Below are 15,298 nucleotides of genomic sequence, written 5' to 3'. Positions count from 1 at the left end.
TGTCATTAACTTATGACCGGTGCGGCGTGTTCGGCTGACCGGCCCGCCAAGAAACTGCCGTCCTGCGGGAACTCTTGGCCGCAGACTGCATTTAAGTCCGGGCAAACGGGGGCGATATGGGGGCCACTTCGAGCAATCGGCGATCTGAACTGCAGCGCTTCGAGCTTTTGGCAGCGCTGGGCGACCGGATCCGCGACATTACGGATCCCGCAGAACTGGCCTACGCAGCCGCGGAACTGCTAGGGAACCATTTTGGCATCAGCCGAGCCGGATACGGCACGATCGATCTAGAGAAAGAAACGATCACCATCGACAGGGACTGGAACGCGCCAGGAATCAAAAGCCTGGCTGGGACGTTGAATTTCAGGAACTACGGCACGTATGTCGAGGATTTGAAGCGAGGCGAAACCGTTGTCTTTGAAAACGCCGAGACAGATCCGCGAACCAGCGGCCATGCGGAGGCACTCAAAGCCATCAGCGCCCAATCCGTCATCAACATGCCCGTTACCGAGCATGGCGGGCTGGTGGCGCTGTTATACCTGAACCACTCCGCGCCCAGACGCTGGGCGACGGAGGAAATAGCCCTCATTTCGGCAGTCGCGGACCGGACGCGTACGGCGATAGAACGCCTTCGCGCCGAACTGGCCCTGCGTGAGAACGCCGAACGCCTTGCTTTTCTCGACCGCCTCGGCAGGGAGATAGCCCTCGCGGCCGACGCCGATGCTGTCATGCAGATCACCACTCGGCTCCTCGGCGAACATCTTGGCGTCTCGATTTGCGCCTATGCCGACATGGAGCAGGACCAAGACCATTTCACCATCCGCGGTGATTGGAGCGCACCTGGCTCGCCCAGCATCAGGGGATATTACAGTCTTGCCGATTTCGGTCGCCTGGCTGTCACCAACCTCAGCGCCAACAAGCCGCTTATCATCAACAACAACCTTGAGGAAATTGCTCCCGAGGAAGCGAAGACCTTTCAGGATATCGGGATAACGGCAACCATCTGTATGCCTTTGGTCAAACAAGGCCGACTGACTGCCCTGATGGCCATCCACGACAAGCAGCGCCGCGTCTGGTCGCAACGCGAACTGTCCTTGCTGACCGAGGTGACGGAGCGGTCCTGGGCTCACATCGAGCGCGTTCGCTCGGAACAGGCGGCACGGGCCAGCGAGGAGAGGCTGAGGCTTGCCACCGACGCGGCCGCTATTGGCACCTGGGATTACGATCCCATCAGCGGAGTGCTGCGTTGGGACGACCGGTGCAAAGCCCTTTTTGGTTTGCCGCCGGACGCGGAGGTGACATATGAAAGCGCCTTCCTGGCGGGCCTCCACCCGGAAGATCGCGCACGGGCCGACGAGGCCGTACGCCAGTCGCTCGCGCCGGGCACCCCCTCCCGCTACGACATCGAATACCGGACGATCGGCCTTCGGGATGGCAAGGAGCGCTGGATTGCCGCAACGGGGGAAGCGCTTTTCCAGTCCGGCCGTGCGATCCGCTTCATCGGCACCGTGGTTGATGTCACCGCGCGAAAGCGGGTGGAGCATCAGCTTCAGTTGATGAACGCCACTGCGGCAGCCGTGGCGGCCGAGCTTGACGTGGAGCGAATTGTCCAGACGGTAACCGACGCCGGCGTGGTGCTGTCGGGCGCACAATTTGGAGCTTTCTTCTACAATGTGATCGACGACAAGGGCGACAGCTATGTGCTCTACGCCCTTTCGGGGCACCTCGTTCTGCTTTCGAAAACTTTCCGATGCCGCGCAACACCGCGGTGTTCGAGCCCACTTTCCGCGGCACAAACGTGGTGCGTTCCGACGATATCCTCACCGATCCGCGTTACGGAAAGAACTGGCCCCGCAAGGGAATGCCGGAGGGCCATCTGCCGGTGCGTTCCTATCTCGCCGTGCCGGTCGTCTCGCGTTCGGGCGAGGTCCTGGGCGGCCTCTTCCTTGGTCATTCAGAGACCGGCGTGTTCGCCGAACAGCAAGAAGCGGCCTTGCTGGGGCTTGCCGGCCATGCCGCGACAGCCATCGACAACTCCCGGCTGTTCAAGGCGCTGCAGACACTCAACGGCACGCTCGAACAACGTGTCAAAGATGAAGTTGCGGAACGCGCCAGAGCAGAAGAGCACCTGCGCCAAGCCCAGAAGATGGAAGCTGTCGGACAGCTCACCGGTGGCATCGCGCACGACTTCAACAATATGCTGGCCGTCATCATCGGCGGCCTGAACCTTGTGCAGCGCAAGCTCAGAAACGGCGATACCAACGTCCACCAATTCGTAACCGGCGCGATCGATGGAGCACAACGTGCCGCAGAACTTACCAGGCGACTGCTCGCCTTTTCCCGCCAGCAACCACTGGCGCCGAAGCGGCTGAATCCAAATCGCCTCGTCTCCGGCATGAGCGAATTGCTGAACCGGACGCTTGGCGAGACCATCCAGATCGAGACCGTGCTCGCTGCGGGCCTATGGCATGTCGAGGCCGACGCAGGGCAATTGGAAAGCGCGCTGCTCAACCTCTGCGTCAACGCAAGGGATGCCATGCCTGCTGGCGGCAAGCTGACGATCGAGACATCAAACGCCCACGTCGACGATCGCTATGCCAGGGAGAACGCGATCCCCTCCGGCCAGTATGTGATGATAGCGGTCACCGATACAGGAACGGGCATGACTGCTGATGTTGTCGCAAGAGCCTTCGATCCGTTCTTCACCACCAAGGGGGTCGGCAAAGGCACCGGGCTGGGACTCAGCCAAGTCTATGGGTTTGTTCGCCAGTCCGGCGGCAGTGTGAAGATCTATTCCGAGCAGGGCATCGGAACCACCTTGAAAATATATTTGCCGCGCTCGCACCATGGCGTGCTCGACAGCCAAATCGACGTCGTGGCAGGCGAGCACCCCGGCTGTGCAGACGAGATCATCATGGTTGTCGAGGATGAAGATCGCGTCCGGCTGATGGCCGCGGAAGCGCTGCGGGAACTGGGCTACTCCGTGCTGGAAATGCAAGGTCCACGCGAAGCGCTGGTGGCCGTCGAAAGCGGGCAAGTGCCGTCGCTTCTGTTCACCGACGTGGTGATGCCGGAGATGTCGGGCCGGGAGTTGGTGGATCAGGTCAAGACAATGCACCCGTCGCTAAAAGTGCTCTACACCACCGGCTACACACGAAATGCGATTGTCCACAACGGCACGCTCGATTTCGGAACCGAACTTTTGACCAAGCCCTACACGATCGACGAATTGGCAGAGAAAGTCCGGAAGGTGCTGGATCGAAAGTGAACGGGCAACAGCCCGCGACGCTCGCCGTGTGACCGAACCCGGCGTTTGCCGCGTAAGGTGTGCGGCGAAACGGGCCGAAGGTGTCGACACCGACATCGTATTAATATGGCCCGGCTTCACTTTTCCGAGCCAGTATCCCTCCAGATTTTGTCTACCTCTTGCCCATCCGCGGCCTTGCTCATTGCTGTGATGGCGCAGCACGATCGAAGTCTCGTTGCCGCCGGTCACCGGTCGGAGAAATAAATGCCGCCTCTGGCTCCCTGCGATGCTCAACACTGAAGTTACCGTAAAAATGCTCGCTGGCCGATGGCCGGATGGAACAATCAACTTGCCGGGATGTTCGGATGATCTAACCGGAGAGATGTCCATGTTCATGCACAACAAGCGCCTGCAATACACCGTTCGCGTCTCGGAGCCGAATCCTCGCCTGGCCTGCATGATCATGGAACAGTTCGGCGGCGCCGATGGCGAGCTTGCAGCGGCCATGCGCTATTTCACGCAAGGGCTTGGCGAGGACGATCTTGGCCGTCGCGACATGTTGCTCGATATTGCGACCGAAGAACTCAGCCATCTCGAAGTGGTGGGATCAATCGTCACCATGCTCAACAAGGGGCTCAAGGCACAGCTGGCCGAGGGCCAAATGAAGGAAGCCGACCTTTACCTGATGATCGGCGCCAGCGGCACAACAGCCAAGGAATCAATTCTGTTCGGCGGCGCTCCCGCGCTGTGCGACTCAGCCGGCGTTCCCTGGACCGCGGCCTATGTCGACTCGCGCGGTGAACCTACGGTGGATTTGCGGTCGAATATCGCCGCCGAAGCCCGCGCCAAGATCGTTTACGAACGCCTCATCAACATCACCGACGACCCGGGAATCAAGGACGCGCTCGGCTTCCTGATGACCCGCGAGATCGCGCACCAGAAGTCGTTTGAGAAAGCACTCTACGCGATCGAAAACAATTTCCCTTCCGGCAAGCTCCCAGGCGTAGAGAAGTACGCCAGCATGTATGTCAACACCTCTCAAGGCGACGGCGATGTCGCTGGCCCATGGAATTCCGGCGAAGAGTGGGATCGGATCGATGACCTTGAAGAGGTGATGCCCGTCGACGGCGGAGACGGCCTGGCAACTGTCAAGCTGGGGGCCAAAGACATGAAGGTGGTGGCCAGGATGGCCGACCGTACGCTTTCCGATCCGGCTTCCGATCCGACAACAGGCGCTGATCTAGGAGCGGGCCCGGGAGCTGGCCGTACCAAGAACGCCGATTTCGGCGGCGCGGCAAGCATTCAGGAGGCCCCGGCCGTGGCAGAGGCTGCTGTCAAACGCGCACGTAGGCGTTAGTACAGAGCCGACATCATTGCGGGCATTTATGTTCCGCGATGCGGCCGGAAGCTAACACCGACGAAGGCAGGGCGCCCGACCAGCAACGGACTGGCCGGAGCGCTCGCATCGACATCTGTGCTGAATGTGGGTGAAGCAACCATGGCCACCGCCGCACCACGATCAGATTCGGAGCGTGCGGGCCAGCCGGACAAGGTCCGTCCCGACGGTTGCAAGAACCGGTGCATCGTGACAATCGGAGCATCGGCCGGCGGCGTCGACGCGCTGAAGAGACTTGTCCGCGATCTTTCGCCGGACATTCCGGCGGCTCTCCTCGTCGTACAGCACGTTGGTCCCACGAGTTACCTCGGCGACATTCTCGGTCGCGCTGCCAACATGCCCGTTGCAAATGCCTCCAACGGCATGAAGGTTAAAAACGGGCACATCTTCGTTGCACCGCCCGGAGCTCACCTTCTGTTACATGACGATCATATGCTGCTGCGGCGCGGGCCGCGCGAGAACCTGGCGCGCCCCGCCATCGACCCCCTGTTTCGATCGGCGGCCTGCAGCTTTGGCGGCAGCGTGATCGGCGTCGTGCTCACAGGCAGCCTCTCCGACGGCACCGCCGGCCTGCACGCAATCAAGATGTGCGGAGGCGTCAGCGTAGTCCAGGACCCCGGCGACGCTGCAGTACCCGACATGCCGCTGAGCGCCTTGCAGAATGTGGAAATCGACCATTGCGTCCCTCTGTCCGAAATGGCTGGCCTGTTGCACAGGCTTGCTTCCGAAATCGCAGGACCGACACCAGAAATCCCGTCCGGCATCCGCCTTGAGGCAGCGATTGCAGCTCAGGAGCACAGCACAATGGAACTGACCGAAGGCCAGCTTGGCGCCCCCTCGACATTTGTCTGCCCCGAATGTCATGGCCCCCTATGGGAGATAGAAGACGGGCCGATTACCCGTTACCGCTGCCACACCGGACATGCGTTCGGGGCAGACGTTTTGATGCAGGCCCAGGCTGACGATGCGGAGCAGGCTCTTTGGAGCCTTTTAAGAGCGAACCAGCAGCGGGCTGAGTTGGCGAAACGTACGGCAAAACGCGAAGCCGCGCGGGAAAGACACAGCCTGGCCAGCCAAATGGCTGCGCGGGCCGCGGAGTACGAAGCCGACGCGAAACTTATTGAAGAGATCATCCATCGTCGAACGCCGTGACAAGGCAACAGCGTTTGTCAGGGCGGGTGCGTCTGCGCCATCCCGATCGCATTTTCCTGGATCAGCCGCGTTGCCTCACCGCTTGGCCTGTGGCCACGGGTATCCAGGTCCCATGCTTTGATTGAACACCTGCACCCAAATCCAACTGCATGAATTTTATGCAAAGCAGGAACATAGAAGCATTACGCGAGTTAGGCACTGACGCACTGGACGTATCCTCGCATTCTGCGGTCTGCCGGGGTGGTCCTTGTTATGTAAACGAATGCCAGGACAATGTATCGCTCGCAGCTTTTCGTACCTCTTTTTGGCCTGCTGGTGCTGATGGGTGGCCTGTTCCATGGGCACGATGCCATGGCGCAGGAGCCCTGTCCGGCCGATCACGATAAGCTGCTTGCAGCCCTCAAAGCCAACGTGAAGGCAAGCGGCGGACCAGCCAATGGCGGCTTTGAAACCAACGAATGGGCAGCCATCGTTGCCCGTGACGGCACTGTCTGCGCGATTGCGTTCAGCGGCCCCACCCCCGACTCGCAATGGCCGGGAAGTCGGCTCATAGCAGCGGAGAAAGCCAACACGGCCAACGGTCTCAGCCTGGCTCAGATGGCCCTCTCTACGGCCAATCTCTATGCGGGGGTGCAGCCGGGCGGGCCGCTATTTGGCCTGCAGGAGACCAATCCCGTCAACCAGGCCGCGGCCTATACGGGCGATCCCAAAACGTTCGGAAGCGCCGGCGACCCGCTCGTCGGCAAGCCGATCGGAGGCGTCGTGGTGTTTGGCGGCGGGCTTGCCCTCTACGACGGCAAGAGCATTGTCGGCGGCCTCGGCGTTTCAGGCGATTCCTCATGCGCCGATCACAATGTCGCCTGGCGTATCCGCGCGGCGCTCGGCTTCGACAAGGTCCCGGCAGGCGTCAATCCAAATCGCAAGGATGCCATTGTCTACGATCTGGACCCCGGCGGCAAAAGCGCTTCAGGCTGGGGCCATCCGCTTTGCGCCGGAACGGAGGCCGACATCGCCGCCGAACTCGGCGCCGGCGTGGGAGGCTCGATCAATAAATGAAAGCTATGCCGCAGTTGGCATTAACGCGCGTTGACGTAGAACGACGTACCCGCAAATTGGCAGCCGGGAATTCCTTTGGCGCTATCCTTCTGGTGACGCTGCTCGCATGCCTGCTGCTTCTGGGCGCTGCGTCCGAGCCTCCTAAAACACCAGCGATCGTACCGCCAGCCGCAGCTTCGCCACCCGATGACGGCCAATGGACGATGCCGGCCAAGAACTACGCGTCGACGCGCTTCAGCGACCTCTCCGAGATCAATGAAGGCAACGTCAAGAACCTGCAGGTCGCGTTCACGTTCTCGACAGGCGTGAACAAGGGCCAGGAAGCAGCGCCGCTGGTCGTCGGCAACACCATGTATATCGTGACGCCCTTTCCCAACTTCGTCTATGCGCTCGATCTCTCCAAGCCCGGCGCCCCGATGAAGTGGAAGTACGAACCCAATCCCGAGCCGGCGGCACAGGGAGTGGCCTGCTGCGACGTCGTCAACCGCGGGGTGGCATTCGCCGACGGGCGCATCTTTTTCAATACGCTGGACGGCCACACGATTGCCCTTGATGCGAACACGGGCAAGCCGATCTGGAACACTCATGTCGGCAACATCAACATCGGCGAGACCATCACCATGGCGCCGCTTGTGGTGAAGGGCAAAGTGCTGGTCGGCAATTCCGGCGGCGAGATGGGCGTTCGCGGCTGGGTAAAGGCGCTCGACGCCGGCGACGGTCATGTCGTCTGGATCGCCTATAGCACCGGGCCGGACAAGGACGTGCTGATCGGACCGGACTTCAAGCCGCACTACGACATGGACAAAGGCAAGGATCTTGGCGTCACGACGTGGCCGCCGGAAGCCTGGAAGATCGGCGGCGGCAACATGTGGGGCTGGATTTCCTATGATCCCGATCTGAACCTGATCTTCCACGGCACCGGCAATCCCGGACCATGGAATCCGGATTTGCGGCCGGGCGACAACAAGTGGACGTCTGGCATTTTCGCGCGCGATCCCGACACCGGCGCGGCGAAATGGTTCTATCAGTGGAGCCCGCACGACCTCCACGATTATGACGGCATCAACGAGCAGATCCTGCTCGACATGACCTGGCAGGGCAAGCCGCGCAAGGTGCTGATCCGGCCGGAGCGCAACGGCTATCTCTACATCCTCGACCGGACCACCGGCGAGGTGCTGTCGGCAAAACCCTTTGGTCCGGTCAACTCCAGCAAAGGCGTGGATCTGAAAACCGGCCGGCTGATCGTAAATCCGGACAAGAAGACCGGCACCGGCAAGGTCGTTCGCGATATCTGTCCGACGGCGTCTGGCCTCAAGGACTGGCAGCCTTCCGCGTTCTCGCCGAAGACCGGCCTGCTCTACATCCCGCACAACAATCTGTGCATGGATGAAGAAGGCGTCGAGGTGAACTACATCGCCGGCACGCCCTATGTGGGCATGAACGTCCGCATGATACCAGGGCCTGGCGGCAATCGCGGCGCCTTCACCGCCTGGGACATCGCCGCAGAGAAACCGGCCTGGAGCCTCAAGGAGAATCTCCCGGTGTGGAGCGGCGCGGTAGTGACCGCCGGCGACGTTGTCTTCTATGGCACGATGGAAGGCTGGTTCAAGGCGGTCAGCGCCAAGACCGGAGACCTGCTTTGGCAGTTCAAGACCTCGTCCGGGATCATCGGCCAGCCCATCACCTATCGCGGTCCCGACGGGCACCAATATGTCGCCATCCTCTCAGGCGTCGGCGGCTGGGCCGGCGCCATTGTATCGGGCGATCTTGACCCGCGTGACGCCACCGCCGCGCTCGGTTTCGTCAATGCCATGAAGGATCTGAAGAACGCGACAACCTCGGGAGGCACGCTTTATGTGTTCCGGCTGCCTTGATGGATTGTACTTGACCGTAGGTCCGGCGCGAAAGGGGTGTCAACGGCTGGCGATCGGCATGGCCGCGATCGCCTTCGTGTTCTTGACGGCCACAGCCGACGCACGTGAGCTGAGGGTCTGCGCCGATCCGAACAACCTGCCGTTCTCCAACGCGGCAGGTCAGGGCTTCGAGAACAGGATCGCCGAAATCGTTGCGTCCGATCTCGGCGCCAAGCTGACCTATACCTGGTGGGCGCAGCGTCGCGGCTTCATCCGCAACACGCTGAAGGCGGGCCTGTGCGATCTCGTGCCGGGCACGCCGAGCAACCTCGAAATGCTGCGCACCACCACGCCCTACTACCGATCGTCCTATGTCTTCGTCACCCGCAGGGACGGCCCCGACGTAGCATCGTTCAATGATCCGCGGCTGCGCGACATGCGGATCGGTGTTCAGCTCATCGGCGACGATGGCGCCAATTCGCCTCCGGTCCAGGCGCTTGGCCGCCGCGGTATCGTCGGGCACCTCGTTGGCTATCCGGTCTATGGCGATTATTCCGCCCCCAACCCGCCGGCGCGCATCGTCGAAGCGGTGGCGAGTGGCGAGATCGACCTTGCCGTGGTCTGGGGCCCCCTCGCCGGCTACTTCGCCGCAAGGCAGAAGGTGCCGCTCCGCATCACGCCGGTTGCGCCCCGCATCGATGGACCGCAACTGCCGATGATCTATGACATCTCGATGGGCGTCCGCCGCGAAGACGATGCGCTGCGCGGCGATGTCAATGGCGCCCTGTCCAGGCACAAGGGCGAGATAGATGCCTTGCTGTCACAGTATGGCGTGCCCCGCCTCGATCCCTCGGGGAGCCCGGTGCGATGAGAGCCGCGGTGGCCATGCTCCTGTTTCCAGTCCTGGCGCTCGCTGCCTGCCAGCGCGAGGAACGTGACACGCGCCCGCAATCGGCGCTCGGATCGGGCGAGCAGCCGACGCCTGTGACCACGCTGGAGCCCGGCGGACAGCGCCCCCCCGCCAGCGACAACAAGGCGGCGAGCTTCGAGGCCAACGCCTTCCACATGAGCGAAGGGAAACGGCTTTTCGGCTGGTTCAACTGTTCGGGATGCCACGCCAATGGCGGCGGCGGCATGGGGCCGGCCCTGATGGACCAGAAGTGGCTCTATGGCAGCTCGATCGAAAGCATCCATGCCACGATCCGCGACGGTCGGCCAAACGGCATGCCGAGCTTCCGCGACAAGATTCCCGACGACCAGATCTGGGAGCTTGCGGCTTTCGTGCGCTCGCTGAGCGGCAACGCGCCGTCTTCCGCCGCGCCGCAACGCAATGACGACATGATGGCGCATCCGTCGGAAAACCGCATGCCCGACGCGGCCACGCTGGGGAAGTCGCCGTGAAACGTCTCGTCTCGATGGCGTTCGCCACCGCCGGCGCTCTGTTGCTCCAGGGATGCGCGGGCTGGCAATCCGCCCTCGACCCGAAAGGTCCTGCGGCGAGCGAACTGGCATGGCTGATCTGGTTCTTCACCGCGCTCTGCGCCGTGGTGTGGGTGCTGGTGATGATCGCCCTCGTCGTGCCCTTGATGATGCGGTCGCGCGCGCAGGCGGAGCCGCTCGCGATCAAGGCCGGCGCCGACGACCGGAAGCTGCGCGCGGTGATGACCGCCGTCGGGTTGACCGCCATTGTCCTGATCGGACTGACCTTGCTGAGCTTCTTCGCCAACAGGACGCTCGCCGCGATCGGCTCGGATGCCGCACTGACCATTCGGGTCACCGGCCATCAATGGTGGTGGGAGGTGCGCTATGAGGATGCCACGCCAAGCCGCATCCTGACCACGGCGAACGAGATCCATATCCCCGCCGGGGAGCCGGTGCGGCTTCTTCTGACCTCGACCGACGTCATCCATTCCTTCTGGATCCCGAGCCTTTCGGGCAAGCTCGACCTCATTCCCGGCCACATGAACGTGCTCGACCTCAAGGCAGACAAGCCTGGTGTTTACCGAGGTCAATGCGCCGAGTTCTGCGGGGCGCAGCACGCAAACATGGGCACCTTCATCATCGCCGAGCCGCGTGCGAAGTTCGACGCCTGGTGGAACGACCAGTTGCAGCCGGCCGCTACTCCGACGGGGGACGAGGCCAAGGCCGGCCAGGATCTGTTTCTGAAGCGCCCTTGCGTGATGTGTCACAGAATAGGCGGCACGCCTGCCGGAGGTACGGTCGCCCCCGACCTCACCCATATAGCCAGCCGGCAGACGCTTGCCGCCGGGACATTGACGATGAGCCGCGGCAACCTCGCCGCCTGGATAGCCGACCCACAGGGCATCAAGCCCGGATCCCACATGCCGGTGGTGGAGCTCAGCGGCGACGAACTCAACGCCATGGTCGCCTATCTCGAGGCGCTTAAATGAGCAGCGCGGATCTCACAAGCGAACGCGACCTGCCGCGCGAAACGCCCGCCACAGGCGACGTCGCACCCGAGCATGACGGACCGCGCGACACCGGCATGGACGATGCCAACCTGGATCGCTGGCTGGCGCGGACATGGCGCACGCCTCCCGGCATCATCGGCGCGCTGTCGAGCGTCGACCACAAGGTCGTCGCACGGCGCTATCTGATCACCGCCTTCGTGTTTCTGTGCCTGGGCGGGCTCAACGCTGTCGCCATGCGCATCCAGCTCTCAGGGCCGCAGCGCGGTCTGATCGACCCGGACCTCTACAACCAGCTGTTCACGATGCATGGCGTAACCATGATGTTCCTGTTCGCCGTGCCCATCGTGCAGGCGACAGGCATCTATCTCGTGCCGCTGATGGTCGGCAGCCGCAACATCGCCTTTCCCCGCCTGAACGCGTTCAGCTACTGGATCTATGTTTCAGGCGGCATATTCGCCTGGGTGTCTTTCGCGCTCAACATGGCGCCCGACGTCGGCTGGTTTGCTTATGTGCCGCTGTCAGGCCCCGAATTCGCGCCGGGCAAGCGGGCCGACGTCTGGGCCCAGATGATCACTTACACAGAAGTTTCCTCACTGGCCGTCGCGGTGGCAACCATCGTCACCGTGTTCAAGCAGCGAGCCCCCGGCATGTCGCTGGACAGGATTCCGCTCTACGTCTGGGCAATGCTGGTTACCTCCTTCGTCGTCGTCTTCGCCATGCCCGCGGTGATGATCACCTCGACCTTCCTGATCCTCGACCGGCTGGTCGGCACACATATCTTCAACCCCGCCGAGGGCGGCGACGCACTGCTCTTCCAGCATCTGTTCTGGTTCTTTGGCCATCCCGAGGTCTACATCATCTTCCTGCCGGCGACCGGCATGGTCTCCGCGATCATCCCGGTCTTCGCCCGGCGTCCCGTGTTCGGGCATCTCGGGCTGGTCTTGTCGCTGATTGCCGTCGGTTTCCTTTCGTTCGGCCTCTGGGTCCATCACATGTTCGCGACGGGGCTACCCAAGCTCGGCGCCAGCTTCTTCACCGCGTCGAGCATGCTGATCGCCATCCCCAATGGCGTTCAGATCTTCTGCTGGCTGGCAACCTTGTGGGACGGCAGGCCGGTGATCCGCACGCCGCTGCTGTTCGTGTTCGGCTTCTTTTTCATCTTCGTCATCGGCGGCCTCACCGGCGTCATGCTCGCTTCGGTGCCGCTGGACCTCCAGGTGCACGACACCTATTTCGTCGTCGCCCATTTCCATTACGTGCTGATCGGCGGTTCGGTCTTCCCGCTGCTGGGCGCCGCCTATTTCTGGTTCCCCAAGATCAGCGGCCGCATGATGAGCGAGCGTCTCGGGCGCTGGCATTTCTGGCTGGCTTTCATCGGCTTCAACGCGGCTTTTTTCCCAATGCATCTCGTCGGGCTCTGGGGCATGCCACGAAGGGTCTACACCTATCCGGCCGAGCTTGGCTGGGGCAACATCAACCTGTTCATCAGCGCCGGCGCGGTGCTCTTTTTCCTCAGCTTCGTACTGTTCACGTTCAATCTTGTACACGGCGCGTTGAAGGGCGCACTGGCCGGAAACAATCCCTGGGATGCCGGTACGCTCGAATGGGCGACGTCTTCGCCGCCGCCAAGCTATAATTTCGCGCGGATACCGATTGTCACACACGTCGAGCCGCTCTGGGCCGAACGCGAGGCGCCGCCTGTGGCGACCGGACTCCGCGTCGATGTCCGTGAGCTGTTGATCTCAACCGTGGCGGAAGCCCACCCCGACATTCGCGAGAAATCGGCGACACCGTCGATCTGGCCGCTGCTGGCGGCAATCGCTGTCGGCGGTACGTTTGTCTATTCGATCTTCACGCCCTGGGCGATCGTCTGGGGCGCCGCGCCGATCGCCATCACCTTGATCGGCTGGTTCTGGCCCAAGGACGACCCGGAGGATGAGGGATGAGTGAGCGTCCCAGCTTGGATCTTTCGGACCTCCCAACCTTTGGACATGGTCCGCGCAGCCCGACCTGGTGGGGAACGCTCGGCTTCATGGCGCTGGAAGGCATGGGCTTTGCGTTGGCCGCCGGCGCTTATCTCTATCTCGCGACCTTGTGGCCCAATTGGCGTCTAAGCGCCCCGGAACCCAACCATTGGCCCGGGACGATCGTCACCATCCTGTTTATCATCAGCGTGGTGCCGAACCACATCCTCCACGGCTACGCCAAGCAATGCGCGATCGTGCCGGTGCGGATCGGGCTGGTGGTGATGTCGCTGCTCGGTCTGGCCCCGCTTGTCGTGCGCTGGTTCGAATTCCCGGCGCTGAACATCTACTGGGACACGAACGCCTATGGCTCGATGCTCTGGGTGCTGCTCGGGCTGCACACCACACACCTGATCACCGATGTCGGCGACACCATCGTTTTGACGGTGCTGATGTTCACACGCCATGGCTATAGCGGCCGGCGCTTCGGCGATGTCGGCGACAATGTCTTCTATTGGGATTTCGTGGTGCTGACCTGGATCCCGATCTATCTGCTCATCTACTGGATGCCGAGGCTAGGCTGATGCGTGCGTTGAAAATGGGAACGTCCTGGGCTGGTCTTCTGTCGGGGCCGATGGCTTGGGCAATCTCGACGCAGCTGAACTACGCACTCGTACCATGGCAGTGCAACCGCCAGGTGCCGGTGGTGCTTCCCGTGGCACTGGTGCTCGCCGTGCTTTCGCTGCTCGGCGGTGCCTTGTCATGGCGGGCGAAGCGGCAGGGCGGCGCCGCCTTCAAGCCTGAGCGCACGCGCAGCACCGAGCAGTTCGTCGCCGATCTCGGCATGCTTGCGGCATTGCTGTTTGCCCTCGTCATCATCATGCAAGGCAGCGCGGCTCTCATTCTCGACGAGTGCCTGCGATGAGCTTCGACGCGTTCTTCTCGACCTCGATCTGCTACGGCGCCGGCGCGCCCGAGGCCGGATGGACGCTCGCATTTCCCATCACGTTTCCGCTGGCCGCGATTGCCTTCCTTTATTCCATCGGAGCGACTCGGTTGTGGCGCCGCAGCAGCCGAGGCCGTCCCGAGCGGATGCGGCAGGCGTTGTTTTTCGCCGCCGGTTGGGGCGTGCTGACGGCAGCACTGGTCAGCCCCATCCACGCGCTCGGCGAGCGGGTGTTTGCCGCCCATATGATCGAGCATGAACTGCTGATGGCGGTGGCGGCGCCCCTCCTTGTCGCCGCTTGCCCAGGCGCAGTCCTGCTCTGGTCCTTGCCGGCCTCACTTCGCCGCGGAACGGGCAAGCTCACGCGCGCAAAGACGCTGCAATCGGTTTGGGCCCTGGTGATCCGCCCCCTCAACGCGACGATCATTCACGGCGTCGCCATCTGGATCTGGCACATTCCGGCGTTGTTCCAGGCAGCGCTCCAGCAGGGCTTCCTTCATTATGCCCAGCATGCGAGCTTCCTCGGCACAGCCTTGCTGTTCTGGTGGGCGCTCCTTCCGCGCCCCGGTCGACAGCAGACCTATGGCAGCTCCGTCATGCATCTTTTCTTCACCTCGCTTCATACCGGCCTGCTCGGTGTCCTGCTGCTGATGTCGCCCAAACTCTGGTATCCGGAGAATGGCGCCGGCGCCGCGTTGTGGGGCCTGACCGCGATCGAGGACCAGCAACTTGCCGGATTGGTAATGTGGGTTCCGGCCGGCTTGATCTATGGCGGCGCCGCCCTGCTGCTCGCCGGCCTGTGGATAAGCAGCAGCGCAACCAGGGAGGCAACACATGCGCTCCGACCTGGGTAGGCTGATCGGGGGCGCCCTTGCCGCAATCCTGCTGCTGACCGCGGCTGTAGCAGCGGCGACCTTGTGGTCCGACCGGCGCGACCGTGTCCGGCACGAGTCGGATGCGGCGACCGGGGGCGTAGGCGCTCGCGCCATTCCGATCATGACGGCGAATGGCTGCTCCGGCTGCCATACGATACCCGGCGTGCCGGGTGCGCAAGGCCAGGTCGGACCCCGCCTGGACGGTGGCCTTGCCGACAGGGTCTTTATCGGTGGCCTGCTGGCAAACAATCCGGAGAACATGATCCGCTGGATACGCTCGGCGAGGGAAGTCAATCCGCACACGGCCATGCCGTCGACGAGGATCACCGATGAACAGGCGCGGGACATCGCCGCTTATCTCTATGCGTTGAGGTAAT

The 15,298-nt window shown here is 62.5% G+C and carries 12 protein-coding genes and 1 pseudogene; all 13 read left to right on the top strand.

The genetic code is table 11. The features are described from left to right. Positions 1-116 precede the first annotated feature (116 nt). The 13 genes and pseudogenes from NLY33_RS14355 (at position 117) to NLY33_RS14295 (ending at position 15,297) form a co-directional block, all read left to right on the top strand. Positions 117-3,268: pseudogene (locus NLY33_RS14355) on the top strand (GAF domain-containing protein). A gap of 367 nt (positions 3,269-3,635) precedes the next feature. Continuing rightward, a complete protein-coding gene (locus tag NLY33_RS14350; protein WP_023681124.1) occupies positions 3,636-4,604 on the top strand; it encodes a manganese catalase family protein in 969 nt (322 codons plus the stop codon). A gap of 141 nt (positions 4,605-4,745) precedes the next feature. Continuing rightward, complete coding sequence (locus NLY33_RS14345) at positions 4,746-5,795, top strand: chemotaxis protein CheB (RefSeq protein ID WP_023704611.1); 1,050 nt, start codon at positions 4,746-4,748, stop codon at positions 5,793-5,795. A gap of 273 nt (positions 5,796-6,068) precedes the next feature. Next, complete coding sequence (locus NLY33_RS14340; RefSeq protein ID WP_031195823.1) at positions 6,069-6,851, top strand: heme-binding protein; 783 nt, start codon at positions 6,069-6,071, stop codon at positions 6,849-6,851. Beyond that, complete coding sequence (locus NLY33_RS14335; RefSeq protein WP_023704610.1) at positions 6,848-8,725, top strand: methanol/ethanol family PQQ-dependent dehydrogenase; 1,878 nt, start codon at positions 6,848-6,850, stop codon at positions 8,723-8,725. The genes NLY33_RS14340 and NLY33_RS14335 overlap by 4 nt, the downstream gene beginning before the upstream one ends. Next, entirely contained in the window at positions 8,706-9,575 is an 870-nt protein-coding gene (locus NLY33_RS14330) for a substrate-binding domain-containing protein (protein WP_023704609.1), read from the top strand. Before NLY33_RS14335 ends, NLY33_RS14330 begins: the two co-directional genes overlap by 20 nt. Continuing rightward, a complete protein-coding gene (locus tag NLY33_RS14325) occupies positions 9,572-10,105 on the top strand; it encodes a c-type cytochrome (RefSeq protein ID WP_023681119.1) in 534 nt (177 codons plus the stop codon). Before NLY33_RS14330 ends, NLY33_RS14325 begins: the two co-directional genes overlap by 4 nt. After that, positions 10,102-11,115, top strand: coding sequence for a cytochrome c oxidase subunit II (gene coxB, locus NLY33_RS14320; RefSeq protein WP_023668010.1), 1,014 nt, complete (start codon positions 10,102-10,104; stop codon positions 11,113-11,115). The genes NLY33_RS14325 and coxB overlap by 4 nt, the downstream gene beginning before the upstream one ends. Further along, positions 11,112-13,082 carry a cytochrome c oxidase subunit I gene (ctaD, locus tag NLY33_RS14315; RefSeq protein ID WP_023704608.1) on the top strand — a complete coding sequence of 657 codons (1,971 nt, stop codon included), beginning with the start codon at positions 11,112-11,114 and terminating at the stop codon, positions 13,080-13,082. Before coxB ends, ctaD begins: the two co-directional genes overlap by 4 nt. Next, the gene (locus tag NLY33_RS14310) at positions 13,079-13,684 is read left to right on the top strand and encodes a cytochrome c oxidase subunit 3 (RefSeq protein ID WP_023704607.1); all 606 of its coding nucleotides are present in this window, start codon (positions 13,079-13,081) and stop codon (positions 13,682-13,684) included. The genes ctaD and NLY33_RS14310 overlap by 4 nt, the downstream gene beginning before the upstream one ends. Then, positions 13,684-14,025: a hypothetical protein gene (locus tag NLY33_RS14305; RefSeq protein ID WP_023687807.1), complete on the top strand. Its 342-nt coding sequence runs from the start codon at positions 13,684-13,686 to the stop codon at positions 14,023-14,025. Before NLY33_RS14310 ends, NLY33_RS14305 begins: the two co-directional genes overlap by 1 nt. Next, positions 14,022-14,900 carry a cytochrome c oxidase assembly protein gene (locus tag NLY33_RS14300; RefSeq protein ID WP_023704606.1) on the top strand — a complete coding sequence of 293 codons (879 nt, stop codon included), beginning with the start codon at positions 14,022-14,024 and terminating at the stop codon, positions 14,898-14,900. The genes NLY33_RS14305 and NLY33_RS14300 overlap by 4 nt, the downstream gene beginning before the upstream one ends. Then, positions 14,881-15,297: a c-type cytochrome gene (locus NLY33_RS14295; protein ID WP_023704605.1), complete on the top strand. Its 417-nt coding sequence runs from the start codon at positions 14,881-14,883 to the stop codon at positions 15,295-15,297. The genes NLY33_RS14300 and NLY33_RS14295 overlap by 20 nt, the downstream gene beginning before the upstream one ends. The last annotated feature ends 1 nt before the right edge of the window (position 15,298 follow it).

Origin of the sequence: Mesorhizobium sp. C432A (assembly GCF_030323145.1) — a bacterium.
In the GTDB taxonomy this organism is placed as follows: Bacteria; Pseudomonadota; Alphaproteobacteria; order Rhizobiales; family Rhizobiaceae; genus Mesorhizobium.
This window is presented reverse-complemented; position numbering and strand designations above follow the sequence as displayed.